Origin of the sequence: Ruminococcus flavefaciens (assembly GCF_900119075.1) — a bacterium.
GTDB lineage: Bacteria > Bacillota > Clostridia > Oscillospirales > Ruminococcaceae > Ruminococcus > Ruminococcus flavefaciens_Q.
The window spans coordinates 13,278-31,949 of sequence record NZ_FPIP01000001.1 but is presented as its reverse complement, the minus strand read 5'-3'; the positions used below and the strand labels follow the sequence as shown (position 1 = coordinate 31,949).

Below are 18,672 nucleotides of genomic sequence, written 5' to 3'. Positions count from 1 at the left end.
ATCTGTGTAGGGGACGGCGTCCTCGACGTCCCGTTTAGGGAACGCCCTCTCTTGCAGGGCGACACTAATCGTGTCCGGCACCCTCTGTCCTTCGGACATCTCCCCATCTTATGGGGAGTCACTCCGCCAAAGGAACACAGTCCCTTTGGAATCCAATTCATGGGCTCGGCAAATAATTACTTATTACGAATTTAATTCAAGAAATTCTTTCACCGCTTCAAGATTTTCGTTGGCGATACGCCTGCCTATGCGGTAGACCTCCAGCATTACCTCGGGATCGTGCTCGATATGCCCTATAGGCAGCGCCTCGGGCGGAGCTATAACAAATGCCCTGCCTGCTTCCTCAGCTGAACGGATATACTTCAGCTCACCGTTGTACATCTTGTGGCGGTTGGCTATAGCCTTCCTAAGCTCGGGATACTTATGATATTTCAGCTTTATGAGCTTCTGAGCGCCTGCCGGCTTCTTGACATAGTCACGGGGCTGAGTTACGATGACTACATTTTTTTCACAGCCGCGGCTCTCCATAAATTTCAGTGGTATAGAGTCGGCAATACCGCCGTCAAGCATTCTGTATCCGCCCACCTCAACGATACGGGCTGCAAGAGGCATTGAAGCTGAGGCGCGGAACCATTCCATCTCGTCATAACAGATATGTCCGCACTTGTGATATATCGCCTTGCCTGTGGTGATATCGGTGCATACAACCCAGAAGTCCATAGGCGAGTTGTTGAATGTCTCAACGTCCACTAAATCAAGCTTGTCGGGAACAGTGTGGTAGCAGAACTCGCCGCCGAACATATCTCCCGTCTTTATGAGGGAGTTCACGCTGCAATAGCGTTTATCCTTGCAGAATCGCGTATTATAGCGGATAGCGCGTCGTATCTGTCCCGATTTGTAGTTGCAGCCGAAAGCCGCTCCTGCGGAGACTCCCACAGCCGCGTCAAATGTTATCCCGTTTTCCATGAAGACGTCAATAACGCCTGCGGTAAAAAGTCCGCGCATAGCGCCGCCCTCAAGTACAAGTCCGTATTTCATCTCTTTCTCCCTTTTTTACAAGTTATTAGTGATCAGTGCTTAGTGATTAGAAAAAAAGCAGCCAAACTATGCACTAATAACTAATCACTAAAAACTAATTAGAAAGGAGCTGCGGAAAACAGCTCCTTATGTTGTCAATTGTCGCTGAGGTCGTAGGGCTGCTCCTCATTTGAAAGAGCCACCTCGATGACCTTTCCGTAAAAGCCCGCAGGATTGAGAAGTATCTTCTCGCCTATGAGCTTCGCCTGCGTCATATCGGGAGCATACAGTCTCAGGTCCATAAGGTCAAAGGTATTGTCGATACACCTTACACGAACATAGTAGCCGTTGCCTACAGGCTCGTACTCTATCTTCAGCTCTTTTTCGTACTTGATACGGGCAAAATAGCGAAGCGCCGCCAGCACCAGCTTGTCCCTGTAGGACTTGGGAGCGTAGTTTTTCAGCTGCTTTGCGCACTCCCTGCCCTTGGGCTGGAGAACGTACTTCTCGGTATCATTTTCGTCCTTTTCAAGAACTATGAGCCCGTTTTTCAGCAGATATCCGATAGAGTCCTGATAGTAGAAATAATTGATTATCCCCGTTCCGATAGCTATGTCATAGAGCTGGTCGGGACTGACGGGACGGTCTATTTTATAGAGCAGATAGCACAGCAGTATATTCAGCGTGGGGATATCCTTTATCTCGGTATCGGCACGCTCTGCCATTTTCATGATATTTTCGTCCTGCATGATATGTCACCTTAACAAAAATTAGGATAATCCAGCATATGCGAGAGAAGGGCGATATTCACCGCAGCCTCTACACACGGTACTGCCGAGGGCACATTGCAAGGGATATGCTTTACGCTCTCAACGGTCTCGCTGGTCATATCGCGGTAATTCACAGCCTCCTGCTGACCTGCAACGTACTCAGAGGGCTTGAAAGCAACTCTGAGAGTTATAGGCATTCCCGAAGATATACCGCCAAGTATGCCGCCGTGGTTGTTGGTCTTTGTGAGAACGTGACCGTGGTCGTTTACGTAGAATTCGTCGTTGTTCTGGCTGCCCACCATTTTTGCGGAAAGGAAGCCTGCTCCGAACTCAAGTCCGCGGACGTTTGGGATACCGAATACCAGCTGAGCGATATTGTTTTCAAGTCCGTCGAATATAGGCGAACCTATACCGGCAGGAACATTGACAGCCGCGCACTCGATGACGCCGCCGAGGGACTCGCCGCCCTCGTGAGCCTTGTTGATATCCTCTATCATAGCCCAGCCCTTGCGGTCGTTGATAACGGGGAAATCCTTTTCCCTGACGCTGAGAATGCCGTCACGGGTGATATTCACGGGGTCAAAGGGGTTGTCCTTGATATTGTGTATCTGGAGTATATGAGCTCCTGTGTATATTCCGCGCCTTTCAAGTATCTGGGCGCAGACAGCTCCTGCAAAGCAAAGCGGAGCTGTAAGTCTGTCGGAAAAATGTCCGCCGTCACGGACGTCGTTGAAGCCTCTGTAGCGCATAGTGCCCGTATAGTCGGCGTGTCCCGGACGGGCAAGGCTGTCGAGGTTATCGTGCTGAGGAGCAGATGTATCGGGATTCTGGAGAAAAGCGCACAGCGGAGTACCTGTAGTACGGTCCTTGAATATGCCCGACATGATGTGGGGCATGGAATTCACAGCAGGTGCGCTGCCGCCAAGATATCTTCTTGCCATGAAACGAGCGAGCTCCTCGGCGTCGATATACTCTCCAGAGGGGAGATTATCCACTGTAACGCCTATAGCAGGTCCGTGAGCTTCGCCGAACATGGACACAGATATCCTATTATTCCAGAATGATGACATTTGCCTTACCTCCGAGTTTTCTGTAGTCGTCAAAGAAAGCAGGATAGGACTTTTCCGCCGCCTCAGCGCCCTTGATAATGACCTCGCCGTCGATAGCGGTAGCCGCGATGGCAGCTGCCATGACTATCCTGTGGTCGCCGAAGCTGTCAACAGTACCGCCGTGCATAGCTCCTGTGGGGTGGATAATAAGTCCGTCGTCTGTTATATCAACACTGCCGCCGAGATTATTCAGCAGAGCAGCTGTTGTTTGCAGACGGTCACTTTCCTTTATTTTAAGTCGTTTTGCATTATATATTACCGAATCGCCGCTGCCGAAGGCTCCCAGAACAGCCAGAATTGGTACAAGGTCGGGGATATCCGAGCAGTCGGCTCTGTAGTGTCCGATATTGCCATTATAACACATATCGCTGATAATTTCAAGGATTTTCTTGTCGCCCTGAACGCTGTTTTCCACAAGATTATGGAGCTTTACCTCAGAGCCGAGAGCGTTTGCCACACAGAAGAACGCCGCCTGAGAATAATCGCCCTCGATATGCTCGTCTCTTGCGATGTATCTCTGACCGCCCTTTACGCGGAAGCCCTCCTCTGTCTCGGTAACGGAAACGCCGAATCTTCGCAGAGTATCAATGGTAATATCAACATATGGACGGGATTCGAGGTGAGATGTGAGCACTATGTCCGAATCTCCGTCAAGAAGCGGAAGTGCAAAGAGAAGTCCCGTGATGAACTGCGAGGACACGTCGCCCTCTATCTCGAATCTGCCGCTTTTAAGACCGCCTGATACAGTAAATGGCATAGTATTCTGATAACCGAAGCTAACACCATTTTTGCCCAGCTCACGGATAAATATGTCGATAGGTCGCTGGGGCAGTCTTCCTCTGCCGCGGAACTCCGTATTGGTGCCAAGAGCCGCTGCTATTGGGATTATGAAGCGCAGCGTAGAACCGCTCTCGTTGCAGTCGATAACGCAGTCCTGAGCTTTTCTGCCTCCTGCTCCCTTTACGGTGATATCGCCGCCGTTCACGGTAAATTCAGCTCCGAGAGCTGTCATTGCGCCTATTGTAGCCTCGATGTCCTTTGACATTGTAACGCCGCTGAGGTGTGAAACTCCCTCAGCTAAAGCGGCGCAGATAATGGAGCGGTGAGCGCAGCTTTTTGAGGCAGGCACGCTGAGGTCGCCGCGAAGCTTTGACGGGCTTATCCTTATATCCATGCTCAGCCCTCCATAAGTCGGCAGAATTCGGTGAAAGGCACCTTAACTATCTCGCACTTGCCGATCTCCTTGCAGATTATGTAATTTATGTCCTTCTTCTCGTTTTTCTTGTCCTTTGAGCAGAATGGCAGAAGCTCGCTCATAGGGATATCGCTGCCTGTGGGGAGCTTATATGCCGCACAGCACTTTTTGAGCCTGTCAGAAAGCTGAGGTGCAAGCTTATCGGTTATCATGCACATACCTGCGGCAACTCCTGCGCCGTGAGATATTCCAGTATATTTATGCCAGCCCTCCAAGGCGTGACCGAGAGTATGACCGAAGTTGAGGATCATGCGCTCTCCCCTGTCGAACTCGTCGTTTTCAACTACCTGACGCTTGATATCCACACACTTGTATACCATTTCGTCCATTATATCGTCAACTGTGTCAAGGTCGTGGGACTCCATGAGCTCAAAAAGCTTACCGTCACGAATCATGCCGTACTTTATGCACTCGCCCATGCCCTCGGAAAGAACCTCCTCGGGGAGAGTTTTCAGGGTGTCGCTGTCGCAGATGACCAGAGCAGGCTGCTTGAAAGCGCCTACCAGATTCTTGCCGCCCTTTATATCAATGGCAGTCTTGCCGCCAACAGATGAATCCACCTGTGCAAGGAGAGTAGTGGGTATCTGTACGAAATCGACTCCGCGGAGATATGAAGCAGCCGCAAAGCCTGTGATATCGCCTACAACTCCGCCGCCGAGAGCAACAACGATGTCGCTTCTTGTTATGCCGCTGTCGCAGAGAAAATCGAAGATATTGCCTAAATTTTCGAGGCATTTTGACTGCTCGCCGTGAGGAAAAGCGTAAACCGAGCACTCAAAGCCTGCCTTTTTCATAGAATCCAGAACTGTGGGGAGATGATACTTCTCCACATTGTCATCAGTTATTATAGCAGCCTTTCTTGAGCCTGTCACCTGCGCGATGTATTCTCCGCTCTTTGCAAGAGCGCCGCGCTCGATGAGTACCTCATAAGGGCGGCTGGTTTTTACGCTTATTTTCTTCATATCAACGCCTCCGTTAGATTATGCAGCGCCGCATTTACGCGGCGTTATACTTCAGAAAAAATTATACCATATACTATTATAACTGTCAACACTTTTCTGCTTTAAAGATTTTACCCGATGAAATTTAATATGTCACCTTATTAACGGCTCCCAGCAGACGATTCTGAGTGTTTATTGTGCATTAATGCTAAATTTATTCATGAAATTTAGGTGTTCGCCGCAAATTTAACAATGAGTTCACAGAATGTCAATCACTGAAAGCTGCCGCTGTGATATAATGTTGGTGTAAATTTATATAAATCTGACAGATGTTTTATCTGATCGGAGGGGATATGTATGAAAAAACTTGATTATCTGACCGCACTGGAAAACTTCATATCAGATCTGCAAAAATATCCCGACACACTCAACTCCGACATCACCCCCGCTCTGGAGGGCATCTGCTCTGTCCTGAATATAATCAAGATAGAGATGTACGCCTACGATAACGAGGCTGCCGAGCACCTGAATATCTACAAGTATTTCTGCTTTTACGGCAGAAGGCATAAGGTGCACGAGAACGATGTCTGCTTAAACAAACGATTTACTACAGGTGACGAAAATATCGCTGTCTACAGGATATGGTCTTCCGACGACTATTCATGGGACAGAACTGAGGAACACAGGATAGATGTCCTGCTTGATATCCTCACCTTCAGCCATGCCAAAAGCCGACTTATCGGCATAGCTCATCACCTGACCTTCTTTGATACAGAGCTGGATATGTTCAATCTGCGCCAGTTCATGAAGTGTATCAAAATACTCTATAAAGCTGAACGAGTGGACGAATATACCGCCGTTTACTTCAATTTAAAGCGCTTTTCCCTCGTCAATCAGCAGATAGGCAGAGAAAAGGGCACTATGGTAATGAAGAAGTTCATCTCACTTATAGCTGACCAGCTCGACGACGAATACGAAAACGTCTGTCGTATCGGCGGAGATAACTTCATTACCCTCATAAAACAGGAAAAGCTCCCGACTATACTGCGGCTTCTCAACGGCACGGGCATAGTCTATGACGAGGCAAAGGGCGAAAGAATACTGCTGTCAGCCACTGCCGGAGTCTACGTTATCCCCGATATGGACAGCTTTATCCTGCCCACGGATATCATGGACAGAGTAAGCATGGCTTTTCACCTTGCAAAGGGCTCGTCAAAGCAGGACGTGGTGTACTTCGATGACGCTCTCCTTGCGCGTACCAAGCGCAATAACGAGATAACAGCCTGTTTCCCGAGGGCTCTTGAGGACAGGGAGTTCCTCGTATACTACCAACCCAAGGTGGATATAGACCAGCGCCGCGTTGTAGGCGCAGAGGCGCTGTGCCGCTGGCTCCATAACGGCAGGCTCGTTCCGCCTATAGACTTTATCCCCGTTCTTGAACAGGGACGCGATATCTGCAAACTGGATTTCTATATGCTCGACTCGGTGTGCCGTGATATACGCAGGTGGCTGGACAGCGGACAAAACGTTGTCAGGGTATCGGTAAATCTCTCGCGCCGTCATCTTTCGGATATGGACCTGCTCCAGCATATAACCGAAATAATCGACAGGCATAGTGTTCCACACGAATATATCGAGATAGAGCTCACCGAGACCACCACCGATGTGGAATTCAAGGACTTAAAGCGCATAATCAGCGGCTTGCAGGAGCTTGGGCTCTCAACAGCAGTCGACGACTTCGGAACTGGTTATTCCTCGCTGAATCTCCTTAAAGAGATACCGTGGGACGTTGTAAAGCTTGACAAGAGCCTGCTCCCCGACCACAAGACAGAGAATTATATGCAAAAGACCATAATGTTCAAGTATATTGTCGCTATGACGCAGGAAATAGGTCTTGAATGCATATCCGAGGGCGTTGAGACTATCGAGCAGGTAAATCTGCTTAGCTCCAACGGCTGTAATCTGGCGCAGGGCTTCTACTTTGACAGACCTTTGCCCGTTGCGGAGTTCGAGACACGTATCAATGACAGTTTCATCTATAATAAATAATTGCAAACAAGGGACGCCCTCACTTGCAGGGCCCCCTAATCGGGTCCGTCCCCTCTGTCGCGTTGCGACATCTCCCCACCCCGTGGGGAGTCACCCTCTTAAAAAAACAGTCCGCCGGACTGTTTTTTTTTAATTCACCCTTGCGGTGACTCCCTGTAGTACAGGGAGATGTCAGCGTAGCTGACAGAGGGTACTCGCTCCTGTTAGGAGCACCTAACGATATCAGGGCTCTGCCCCGAACCCTGCCAGAGGCGCCGCCTCTGACCTTACCGGTACGTCCCCTCTGTCCTTCGGACATCTCCCCATCTTATGGGGAGTCACTCTGCCAAAGGAACACAGTCCCTTTGGAATCCCCTTCAGAGGGACATCAAATTATTATAAAAATGGAGTGATATCATCACTCCCTCTTTGTTATTTCATTTCCGCCTGTCTGTACTGCAATGGGGTAAGTCCGTAGAAATTGCCGAACGCCTTTACAAAATACGATGTATTGCCGTAGCCCACGTTAATTCCCACGTCCTTTACGGACAGGTCTGTAGTCTTGAGAAGCTCCGCCGCCTTGTTCAGTCGGCTTGTGATGACGTCCCTGTTTACGCTGACGCCGAAGGTCTCGGTGTACAGATGCTGAAAACGTGAGCGGCTCAGCGAGAGTTCCTTTGCCATATCGTCAATGGAATAATCACGGCTCGGCCAGCGATAGATAGACTTGCGTATCCACAGGAGCTTTTCGGAGTATATCCCCTCTGACCTGTTCGGGAAAGCCTCTTTTTTCCTCAGCTTTTCCGAGATCTTGAACATAAGCAGTCTGAAATACAGGTCTATGCTGTTTGTCCTGTACTGATTGCCCGAATAATGCTCGAAGCACATACTGCGTATCATGGACGACATCTCGGTAATATCGCCTATCTCCACAGGTCTGTCCAGCGGGATATTCAGCTCACTCATCATTCTCTGCTCGTCCTCGTCGGGGTAAAAATGCATCCAGTCATCGAAGTATTCATTGCTGGCAGGATAGTAATACTGGGGTGTATTGGGACGGTAAATGATAAACGAATGGGAGGTCGTACGTATCTCCCTGCCGTCTATCCTGAAGTGTACGGGTGTTTTTACGATGAGCATGAGCCAGTTGTCTGTGCCGTCGGGACGGTCTATGCAGAAGCTCCTGCCGTGTCTGTGATTGTATCCTATTTCGACCATTCTCAAAGTGATGCACTCCTCTTTATCTTTCTTTAAAATAAATTATAGCATAAAAGTACGAAATGAGTATTATTCGCGGCAAAAACTTGCGTTTTTTTATAGCTTCAGCGCGAAAAAGGCTGCGGCGGCTCGCCGCTTATAGCATAAAAGCGAAGCGTTATGCTATAAGCGCCCGATTGCAGGGAGCAAATCTGTGATTTGCGTATCTGCAAGGGCATTTAGAGCAATTATAATGAATGCGTTTCATTCATTATAGCATATTGTGCGAAAAGCTGTCAAGAACTTTCAGCACAAAAGTGATATATTTATTTCTTTGCGGCAGATATTTTTTTTAAAATACACAAAAAGAAAGGGCGGATACTATCCGCCCCTGCGTCAGTCTATTTTTTTGTCAAGATACTGGATATCCATGTCCACATCGCCGTTTATGCCTGGGATATGACCGTAGGCACTCGCCTGCCAGATAGCGTACTCGCCGTCATAGTCGGTCTCGTCAATGAAATGTGCCAGCCATACAGGGTGAGAAGCCTTTGTTTCCTCGTTCCAGATATTATTGAGGAAGTTCTTGCTGCTGTAGAGCATAGCCTTGTAGCCGCACTTCTCGACCTCGTCGGCAAACGCCATGTAAACGTCGTTGATATCCTTTATGCTCATGTGGTATTTCTGGAAGTTAGCAAACTCCTCCCAGTCGAACACAACAGGCATTTGCAGCTCATAACCCTTGACCTGCTCCGCTATCCAGCGAGCGTGCTCGCGGACGCCCTCCTGAGTATTATCGGTGGTGTAGAAATAAACTCCCACATCGAGACCTGCTTCGGTGGCGTTCTTGATATTCTCGCGGAAATAATCGTCCATTTTTATCTCGCTGTAGAAGTAGCCCACGCGGATTATAACGAAGCTGCACCCAGCCGCCTTGACAGCGTTGTAGTCCACATCGGTCTGCCATGCCGAAACGTCTATTCCGAAGCGTACTCCGTCTCTGTTATACTGAGCGATAAAGTCGCTGTAGTTCACTCTCGGATTATCGTCAACAGGACGTGGAACTTCATTCAGCACACATATTTTCAGATCCCATGTCGTGAAGTTTCCCGAGCTGTCCGTAACAGTGGCAGTCAGCGGATAAAGTCCCACCTTGTCGGGATCGATATCGCCCGTGAATGTAAGAACGGGGTTACTGTCGAAATTATCCGCAAATCCCACATAATCATTGAGGTCAAATGGCGTTCCTACCTTGTGATTTGGCTCCCAGCCTGCATTTAGTACCACAGGCGGAGTCGTATCCATTACGGAATATTGCAGCTTCTGAGTAAACTCACAGCCGTTGTAGATATACGGCACCTCCACCTCGAAAACTCCCGTATCGGAGGTGTTAAGCTTCACCGAGCCGTCCTTCAAATCAACGTTTTTCTCCGTGATAAAGCTGTCAAGGGAGATATCCTCATAGACCTCAACGGAATCAAGTCCCTTGAGCACAAGGTCTTTGGGCGGATCGCATTTTGGCTTTGTAGTGGTGACAGCAGTCGTTGTCGATACAGCAGTTGTTGTGGTCGTAACAGTGGTTGTGACCGTACTTGAAGAAGCTTTGGCGCTTTCGGAAGATGTTGAGACCTTTTTGCCGCCGCAGCCTGTAAGCAGGCACAGCGCTGCCGAGAACATTACTATATATTTTAGTTTCATGTTATACCTTTCATTCCCGAGCTGTCAGCTTTCAGGAAATTAATATTTTAAAATCATAAATTATATTATAACACAAATCGACAAAAATGTAAAGGAAAAGCTTGACTTTGACGCCGAAACGTGCTATATTTTACGCAGAACTAATGATTTCTGCCGAAAGGATATTGTTTATGGTAATAGATTCACATTTGCACCTCCCCGTTGACTATCCCGATTTAAGCGCAAAAAAAGAAGCCCTTATAGCGGAGCTCCGCAGAAACGGCGTTGACAAGGGCATAGTTATCGCTGATTCCGAGCTTGAAAGCGTTATCGGCTCGGTGCGCGACTGCGCGGAGCTTTTCAGGAACAGCGATATTATAAAGGTCATCGCAGGTATAAGTCCTTTTATCAGCTATGAACAGCAGCTCAGTCTGTGCAGGGAGCTCCTTGAAAGGGGCGATATCATCGGTCTGAAGCTCTATACGGGACACGAGAGCTTTTACTGCACCGACCATGTGCTCTCCCCTGTCTATGACCTTGCCGCAGAGTTCGAAGTGCCTGTACTTTTCCACACAGGCTGGGATAATACGCAGTATTCAGCTCCCGATAAGATGAAGGAACTCGCACAGATCCGTCCTCAGAACAGGTTCGTTTACTGCCACTGCTTCTATCCCGAGCTGGAGCAGTGCTTCGTAACTCTTAAAGACTGCGGAAATGTCTGGTTCGATACTTCATCGGTAGCAGATGACTCACGTATCTGTCCGAAGATAAAAACAGCTCTTGAAGCTGCCATATCCGCCATGCCCGAGCGTTTCATATTCGGCTCCGACTTCGGAAGCTGCTCCGAGAAAGTCCACCTTGACTTTGCCGCAAGCCTCGATATCACGCCGAAACAGCGTGAGCTTTTCATGTACGAAAACGCCCTCGGAGTATATAAAATCTGAATAAAAATAAAATTTGCCGTTCCGCTCTTGACTTTTTACTGCCGATTTGATATAATTGATATGTTATATTTAAGCCGATGTGATGGAATTGGCAGACGTGACGGACTCAAAATCCGTTGGTGGCAACACCGTGCGGGTTCGACCCCCGCCATCGGCACTTCAAGAAGCAATCGTCTCAGTAAAACTGAGGCGATTTTTTATCTCCGCAAAATATGAACAAACTGTAAACTTTCATAGTCTTTCATGGACTTGAACACCACGGCGTGATATAATGTAAATGGTTATAATATTTGTTTTACGGGCTCGTAGCTCAGTTGGGAGAGCGCTGCGTTCGCAACGCAGAGGCCGAGGGTTCGATCCCCTTCGAGTCCACTCGCAGAATCCACCTCAGGTTTTTCTGGGGTGTTTGTTTATTTCACAGTTTTTCGGGGCAATGCTTTGATAGATTTATTCACAATTAATGTGTTATAATGTAATCACTATATAAAAAAAGAGCTGACCATAAAGGTCAGCTCTTGATTTTTTATTCAGCGAAATCCACTTGCGATTCCCGAAATCTGCTTCGCTTTCGCTTGCATGTTTCGACCGCTGCGCAATAATTCCCTCGCTTCTTCTGCCGCTGGCAGCGCTTCGGGAAGCGGTACCCTCTTGCGGTTCCCGAAATCTGCTTCGCTTTCGCTTGCATATTTCGACCGCTGCGCAATAATTCCCTCGCTTCTTCTGCCGCTGGCAGCGCTTCGGGAATTATTCCCACTCCACAGTTCCGGGGGGCTTTGAAGTGATATCATACACTACTCTGTTGACGTGCTCGACCTCGTTGCAGAGGCGGTTTGAAACCTTAGCCAGCACATCGTAAGGTATCCTTGCCCAGTCGGCTGTCATGAAGTCGTCGGTAGTTACAGCACGGATAGCGATAAGGTGGTCGTATGTACGGTGGTCGCCCATAACGCCAACTGTGCGGACATCGGGAAGAACTGCAAAGAACTGCTTGAGCTCACTTTCGATACCGCTCTTGCGTATCTCGTCACGGAAGACCGCGTCTGCTTCCTGTAAGATCTTTATCTTTTCCTCGGTTATCTCGCCGATTATACGAACTCCCAGACCTGGACCGGGGAACGGCTGACGCCATACAAGGTCATGAGGTATGCCAAGCTTTTCGCCGACTGCTCTTACCTCGTCCTTGAAGAGGTCGCCGAGAGGCTCGATAGTACCTGCGAACTTGATATCATCGGGCATTTTTACCATATTGTGGTGAGTCTTGATAACAGCAGTGCTGCCGTGACCTGCCTGATTGCCTCTGCCCGACTCGATACGGTCAGGGTAGATAGTTCCCTGTGCGAAGAAGCCGTCTGTTCCCTGCTCTCTTATCTTATCCCAGAAAACGTTGTAGAACTCAGTGCCGATTATCTTTCGCTTCTGCTCGGGATCTGTAACGCCCTTGAGAGCCGCAAGGAACTTGTCCTTGCAGTTTACGCGGACAAAGTTCATATCGAAGAGCTTAGTGAAGGTCTCCTCGACGAAGTCGCCCTCGTCCTTGCGCATGAGTCCCTGATCTACGAAAACGCAGGTGAGCTGCTTGCCTACTGCGCGGCTGAGAAGTCCCGCTGCTACTGATGAGTCAACGCCGCCCGACAGACCGAGAATAACCTTCTTGTCGCCTATCTGCTCGCGGAGCTTCTTGACTGTATTCTCGATAAAGTCATCCATTACCCAGTCGCCTGTGCAGCCGCATACATTGTAAAGGAAGTTATGGAGTATCTGCTTTCCGTATTCGCTGTGAGTTACCTCGGGGTGGAACTGTACAGCGTAGAGCTTCTTATCGGGAGCCTCAAATGCAGCACATGGACAGTCCGCAGACTTGGCAGTAACGCTGAAGCCCTCGGGAAGCTGGCTTACAAAGTCTGTATGGCTCATCCATACGACGCTCTTTTCGGGAACATCGCGGAAGATAAGGCTGTTGCTGTTCTGTGATATCTCGATCTTGCCGTACTCGCTCTTTTCGCAGCTCTCCACCTTGCCGCCGAGAGTATAAGCCATGAGCTGGCAGCCGTAGCAGATACCGAGGATAGGCACGCCTATCTCAAATATCTCCTTGGAGATATGGGGCGAGCTCGGATCATATACGCTGTTAGGACCGCCTGTGAAGATGATAGCGGTAGGATTCAGCGCTTTAAGCTCGCTGATAGGAGTGTCAAATCTCTTGATCTCGCAGTAAACGCCGCACTCACGGACTCTTCGTGCAATGAGCTGGTTGTACTGACCGCCGAAATCGAGAACGATACAAAGCTGGTTAGACATAAGTCCCTCCTTAACTTCCGCTTTACGGCAGCGGACGCCGTATTTTGTTTATGTAGGGGGCGATGCCCACATCGCCCCGTTCAAGTATAATATAAATCAAAACGGGCGGATGTAGGCATCCGCCCCTACACAAAACATTTTCGGAACGCCGAGGGCGGCGTTCCCTACATTTTCTACTTATTAATTATGACACATTTCAAAGAAAATTTCAAGCCCTGAGGGCGCTTTTTTGCCGCAAAAAAAGCTGTACTTCCAATTATAGTAAAATTCAATAAAAAAATAATATCTGCCTATTGAATTTACTTACACTTTGTGGTATAATATATTTATATAGTTTCAGAAGGAGTTTCAATATGTCCGCAAAAGAAGAATTTATCACCATATATAAGCAAAACATCAAGCGCGAGGGCGCCGACAAGCTTTTAGAGTTTCTCGAAAAGAGCGACTTCTTCACAGCTCCAAGCAGTACCCGTTTCCACGGCTCATATGAGGGCGGTCTCGTTCAGCACAGCCTCAACGTCTATCACTGCCTCAAGGACTACCTCTCACGTCCCCGCACTAAAGAACTCTACGGTATGGACTACTCCGAGGAGACGATCGCTATCGTTGCTCTGCTCCATGATGTATGCAAGGTGAACTTCTACACTGTGGAAATGCGCAACAAGAAAAGCGACGCAACGGGACAATGGGAGAAGGTCCCGTACTATGCTATAAACGACACTCTCCCCTACGGACACGGCGAAAAGTCCGTATACATACTCTCCGGCTACTTCTACGGCGAGAACAGGCTCACCCGTGAAGAAGCCTTTGCAATAAGGTATCATATGGGTTTTTCATATGGTGGAACGGAAGAAAGAAACTCGATCGGCAGGGCACTTGAAATGTACCCACTCGCTCTGGCACTGAACGTGGCCGATATGGAGGCGTCCTACTATATGGAAGGCTCAGAAAAATAAATAAATGTAAGGAGTTTTTATTATGAACTGGTACGATAACGCCATTATCTATCACATCTATCCTCTTGGATTCTGTGGTGCGCCCAAGTTCAACGACGGGAGCGAAGATGTGACCTACAGACTTGATAAGGTGCTGGACTGGATACCTCACCTGAAGGAGATGAATGTGGACGCCGTCTACTTCGGACCTGTTTTCGAGTCCGTTGAGCACGGCTACGATACCATAGACTATAAGAAAATAGACCGACGTCTCGGCGATAACAACTCTTTTCGCTTTATCTGCGACAGGCTCCATGAAAACGGTATCCGCGTCATTCTTGACGGCGTGTTCAACCACGTAGGCAGAAGATTCCCACAGTTCATGGACGTTCAGGAAAAGGGACAGGGCTCTGAGTACTGCGGCTGGTTCCAGAATCTCAACTTCGGCGGACCAAGCCCCTACGGCGATCCGTTCTGGTATGAGGGCTGGAACGGTCACTACAACCTTGTTAAGCTCAATTTACGCAATGTAGGCGTCTGCGACCATATCATCGACGCCATAAACTACTGGATAGAGTCCTTCAACATCGACGGCATACGCTTTGACGCCGCAGACTGCATAGACTTCGACTTCTTCAAGAGGATAAGAAGCTTCTGCAAGGGCAAGAAGCCTGATTTCTGGCTCATGGGCGAGATAATCCACGGCGACTACAACCGCTGGGCTAACCCCGAGATGCTGGACAGCGTTACAAACTATGAATGCTACAAGGGACTATGGTCATCACACAATGATAAAAACTACTTCGAGATAGATTACTCAATCAACAGACAGTCAGGCGCTAACGGCGGTATCTACCGCAACCTTGACCTGTACAACTTCGTGGACAACCATGACGTAAATCGTCTGGCAAGCACTCTCCACAACAACGCTCACCTGCCGCTGGTATACACTCTCATGTACACCATGCCAGGTATACCCTCTATCTACTACGGCAGTGAATACGGTATCGAGGGACGCAAGGAGAACAACTCCGACGACGCTCTCCGCCCGTGTCTCCATTTACAGGATATGGAGCGCGAAAACGTTTCCCTCTATCACCACATCGTAAAACTCGGTCGGATATACCGCGCATACCCTGCCCTCAGAACAGGCAGCTATGAGCGCATTATGATAACCAATCAGCAGCTCCTCTTCAAAAAGATACAGGGCGAGCAGACTGTATACGTAGCTCTCAACCTCGGCGATTACGAGTTCGACCTTAACTTCCAGACTCACATGAGCGGTCTTGTAGACGTATTTACAGCAACTCCTATACAGGTTGAGAACGGCAATGCATTTGTGCGCATGGCTCCCTATTCTGCAATGATAATCGTTGCAGACGATATCGTTAACAACGAACCCGAGGAAGCAGTCATTGTTGAGGACAAGGACACCGAGATAGTTGTAGGTGCTAAGTACCGCCACTTCAAGGGCAACGAGTATGAGCTCCTTGCTGTTGCACGTCATACCGAGACCATGGAGGAGCTTGTGATATACAAGTCCCTCAAGGACGGCGAGGTGTGGGCCAGACCCAAGTCAATGTTCATCGGGAAAGCAGGAGAAGAAAGAAGATTCACTAAAATAGACTGAATATGATTCAAGCCCCGAAGCTAACCATGATACTCATATAGAAGTTTTATAATTATTATTGAGAGAACCCCTTTTGAAAAAGGGGCTTCTCTCAAACTCTCTCCCTAAAACTTTCGTTTTGTTTTTTCACAGATAGGGCGCACCTGCATTTTTGCAGGTCTTTTTTTATTTAAGAAGCGCCCTATCTGCGAAAAAACCAGATAAAAGTCTTTGGAAAGGGGTATGGGGGAGAACCTTTCCTCAGAAAGGTTTCCCCCATAATTAACTGTAAGCTTCTATATAAGTGTTGCGGTTAAGCTTCGGGGCTTTTTCGATGCAATCAGAACTCTGATCTGTAGGGGCTGATGCCCACATCAGCCCGCCAAATTTTTGTAAAACCAACGGGGCGATGTAGGCATCGCCCCTACACATTGTAATTATGACGGGCGAGCAAAACTCTCCACTACAAGCAAAACGGGCTGCCAAAGGCAGCCCTGCTAATCACTATTCACTAATAACTGAAATCACATCCACTCGCGCTCGTGAATGTCCTTGAACTCAGCCCGTGCCATGAGAATTGCAACTGTTGCCGAAAGAAGATCGGCGATAGGTCCTGCAAAGGTAACGCCGTCTATCTGGAAGAACATCGGCAGAACGACTAACAGCGGAATGAAGAAAAGTATCTGTCTTGTCAGCGACAGGAATACGCCCTTTACAGGCTTTCCTATGGACGTGAAGAACGTGGATATTATAGGCTGTAAGCAGTTCAGCCATGTAAAGAACAGGCATATTCTCAGGAACTTTGAACCGAACTCGTAATAGCCCTCGCTGGCGTTATTGTTCGCAAAGAATCCCAGTATCTGTCTCGGGAACAGCTGGAAGCATACAAATGCTATCAGCGAAATACCTGCGCCTGCCTTGACAGCCATCCAGAACGCGCTCTTAACACGGTCGTACTTCTGAGCGCCGTAATTGAAGCTCTCGATAGGCTGAGTACCCTGCGCAAGTCCTATGACAATGGAGAACACTATCATATTGACCTTCATGACGATACTTGCAACCGCTATAGGATCATCAGAGCCGTACTTTGACATAGCTCCGTAGTATTTCAGCGAGTTATTGAGAACTATCTGAACTATGGTGATAGCAAGCTGATTGAAGCAGGAAGCCATACCGATAGAGCAGATACGGCTTACCACCTTGAATGACGGTATAAGGTGTGAACCGAAAAGGAATACCGTCTTGAAGTTGAAGCAGTAGATAACTACGATAAGTGCAGATACCACCTGTGCGATGACTGTTGCAATAGCCGCGCCCTTCATTCCCCAGCCGAGACCGAGAACGAATATGGCGTCAAGGATAGTATTTACTACAGCTCCCGAAATATTGCATATCATAGTCACCTTTGGACTTCCGTCCGCACGGACGATATGTCCGCCGCCCGTACCGAGTATCAGGAACGGGAATCCCAATGCGGTATACCTTACGTATTCCTTTGCATAAGGCAGTATCGCAGGCGAAGCTCCGAAGCATTTCAGGAGCGGCGTCAGGAATATCAGCGTAACAGCCGAGATTATAACTCCGAGAATGACCAGCATGGAAAGCGCATTTCCCGCAAAATACGGAGCTTTCTTCTTATCGCCCATACCGAGGGTAAGATTGAAGCACGAAGCTCCGCCGATACCGAACAGCAGTGCGACTGCCATGCAGGCTGTTGAAAACGGGAACGCGATACCTGTTGCCGCATTTCCCAGAGGACCGATTGCATTGCCTATAAACAACTGGTCGACGATGTTGTAAAGTGCGCTTACCAGCATACCTATGATACTTGGTATAGCGAACTTCATCATAAGGGAGCCTACAGGAACAAATCCGAGAGGATTGCCCATACCCTCAGGCGGACCTCCTGCCCCCTGCGGCGGACCTCCGACACCCTCGGGCGGTCCTCCGACACCCTCGGGCGGTCCGCCTGTCCTTGAAGCCATTCCCCCATAAATTCTCTCATTCATATAACAACCTTCTTTTCTCTAAAACATCAAATACCTATTAATTATACAACATTTTCAGGCAAAAAATCAATAGAAAGACTGAACAGAAAAGCCAAATCCAAATCATTACTTTATGTCAAAGATGATGTAATTTAAACATATTGGATAACGATTTCACCTTGACACTATTGCCAGTATGTGGTAAAATTAACTATGTGAGCCTTTTTCACGGCTCAAGAGGAGTTGTTTTAATGAAAATAATACTTGCATCTGCTTCGCCGAGACGGCGTGAGCTGATGAGATACATAACCGAGGATTTCGAGGCGGTCTCAACAGACTGCGACGAGACTCTCCCCGAGAAGATAGAGCCCACAGCGGCTTCGGAATACCTTGCGGTGCTGAAAGCAAAGGCAGCTTCGGAAAAATACCCCGACTGCATTGTTATCGGCTGCGATACCACGGTCATCTGCGGCAGCGAGATACTGGGCAAGCCCCGTGACAAAGCTCAGTGTATCGCGGATATATCCAAGCTCTCGGGACGCACACATCAGGTAGTGACAGGCTGCTGCATTATAAAAGCAGGCAAGGTCAGCTCATTTTCCGAGGTGACGGACGTTACGTTCAGAAAGCTGACAGCTGCCGAAATAGAGGCTTACGCCGACACCGACGAACCCTACGACAAGGCAGGGGGCTACGGCATACAGGGACTGGGCTCCGCCCTTATCTCCCACATCGACGGAGACTTCTTCAACGTGGTGGGACTGCCCGTGGGACGGCTCTTTAATAAAATTAAAGAAGCTGAGCGTTGAGAGTTATAATGCCGCATTAGGCTGACTTATTAAAATAATATGAGCGAACACCTTAACTCTCAATTCTCAACTCTAAACTCTTAACTTTCGTAACG

The 18,672-nt window shown here is 48.5% G+C and carries 14 protein-coding genes and 2 tRNA genes; 7 read left to right on the top strand and 9 right to left on the bottom strand.

Features of this window, described 5'->3' with window-relative positions:
• Positions 1–183: 183 nt before the first annotated feature.
• From BT105_RS00135 to aroB, 5 genes are all read right to left on the bottom strand, one after another.
• Positions 184–1,038, bottom strand: coding sequence for a patatin-like phospholipase family protein (locus BT105_RS00135; protein ID WP_072298866.1), 855 nt, complete (start codon positions 1,036–1,038; stop codon positions 184–186).
• A gap of 134 nt (positions 1,039–1,172) precedes the next feature.
• A complete protein-coding gene (locus BT105_RS00130) occupies positions 1,173–1,766 on the bottom strand; it encodes a DUF4364 family protein (RefSeq protein WP_028514495.1) in 594 nt (197 codons plus the stop codon).
• 11 nt (positions 1,767–1,777) lie between these two features.
• Complete coding sequence (aroC, locus tag BT105_RS00125; protein WP_072298865.1) at positions 1,778–2,857, bottom strand: chorismate synthase; 1,080 nt, start codon at positions 2,855–2,857, stop codon at positions 1,778–1,780.
• Positions 2,838–4,070: a 3-phosphoshikimate 1-carboxyvinyltransferase gene (gene aroA / locus BT105_RS00120; protein ID WP_072298864.1), complete on the bottom strand. Its 1,233-nt coding sequence runs from the start codon at positions 4,068–4,070 to the stop codon at positions 2,838–2,840. The genes aroC and aroA overlap by 20 nt, the downstream gene beginning before the upstream one ends.
• 2 nt (positions 4,071–4,072) lie before the next feature.
• Entirely contained in the window at positions 4,073–5,113 is a 1,041-nt protein-coding gene (gene aroB, locus BT105_RS00115) for a 3-dehydroquinate synthase (RefSeq protein WP_072298863.1), read from the bottom strand.
• Between the two features lie 336 nt (positions 5,114–5,449).
• Here aroB and BT105_RS00110 point away from each other — a divergent pair, with 336 nt between their 5' ends.
• Complete coding sequence (locus tag BT105_RS00110) at positions 5,450–7,141, top strand: bifunctional diguanylate cyclase/phosphodiesterase (protein ID WP_072298862.1); 1,692 nt, start codon at positions 5,450–5,452, stop codon at positions 7,139–7,141.
• A gap of 411 nt (positions 7,142–7,552) precedes the next feature.
• Here the strand turns inward: BT105_RS00110 and BT105_RS00105 are convergent, their stop codons facing one another.
• Entirely contained in the window at positions 7,553–8,338 is a 786-nt protein-coding gene (locus BT105_RS00105; RefSeq protein WP_242940073.1) for an AraC family transcriptional regulator, read from the bottom strand.
• Positions 8,339–8,713: 375 nt separating this feature from the next.
• Complete coding sequence (locus BT105_RS00100) at positions 8,714–10,015, bottom strand: GH25 family lysozyme (protein WP_072298860.1); 1,302 nt, start codon at positions 10,013–10,015, stop codon at positions 8,714–8,716.
• A gap of 170 nt (positions 10,016–10,185) precedes the next feature.
• On the opposite strand from BT105_RS00100, the gene BT105_RS00095 reads away from it, so the two are divergent.
• The 3 genes from BT105_RS00095 (at position 10,186) to BT105_RS00085 (ending at position 11,310) form a co-directional block, all read left to right on the top strand.
• Positions 10,186–10,938 carry an amidohydrolase family protein gene (locus BT105_RS00095; RefSeq protein WP_177243896.1) on the top strand — a complete coding sequence of 251 codons (753 nt, stop codon included), beginning with the start codon at positions 10,186–10,188 and terminating at the stop codon, positions 10,936–10,938.
• 73 nt (positions 10,939–11,011) lie between these two features.
• Positions 11,012–11,095 (top strand) — tRNA-Leu (locus BT105_RS00090).
• 142 nt (positions 11,096–11,237) lie between these two features.
• A tRNA-Ala gene (locus tag BT105_RS00085) sits at positions 11,238–11,310 on the top strand.
• 372 nt (positions 11,311–11,682) lie between these two features.
• On the opposite strand, the gene guaA is transcribed toward BT105_RS00085, so the two are convergent.
• Positions 11,683–13,236, bottom strand: a complete 1,554-nt coding sequence (guaA, locus tag BT105_RS00080; RefSeq protein ID WP_072298858.1) for a glutamine-hydrolyzing GMP synthase — start codon at positions 13,234–13,236, stop codon at positions 11,683–11,685.
• 353 nt (positions 13,237–13,589) lie between these two features.
• Between guaA and BT105_RS00075 the strand changes: the two genes are divergently transcribed.
• A complete protein-coding gene (locus BT105_RS00075; protein ID WP_072298857.1) occupies positions 13,590–14,192 on the top strand; it encodes an HD domain-containing protein in 603 nt (200 codons plus the stop codon).
• Between the two features lie 22 nt (positions 14,193–14,214).
• Positions 14,215–15,801 carry a DUF1653 domain-containing protein gene (locus BT105_RS00070; protein ID WP_143186515.1) on the top strand — a complete coding sequence of 529 codons (1,587 nt, stop codon included), beginning with the start codon at positions 14,215–14,217 and terminating at the stop codon, positions 15,799–15,801.
• A 503-nt stretch (positions 15,802–16,304) separates the two neighbouring features.
• Here BT105_RS00070 and BT105_RS00065 read toward each other — a convergent pair.
• Positions 16,305–17,789 (bottom strand): MATE family efflux transporter, encoded by a 1,485-nt coding sequence (locus BT105_RS00065; RefSeq protein WP_081367733.1) that lies wholly within the window; start codon positions 17,787–17,789, stop codon positions 16,305–16,307.
• Positions 17,790–18,019: 230 nt separating this feature from the next.
• Between BT105_RS00065 and BT105_RS00060 the strand changes: the two genes are divergently transcribed.
• Positions 18,020–18,577, top strand: a complete 558-nt coding sequence (locus BT105_RS00060) for a Maf family protein (protein WP_072298855.1) — start codon at positions 18,020–18,022, stop codon at positions 18,575–18,577.
• The last annotated feature ends 95 nt before the right edge of the window (positions 18,578–18,672 follow it).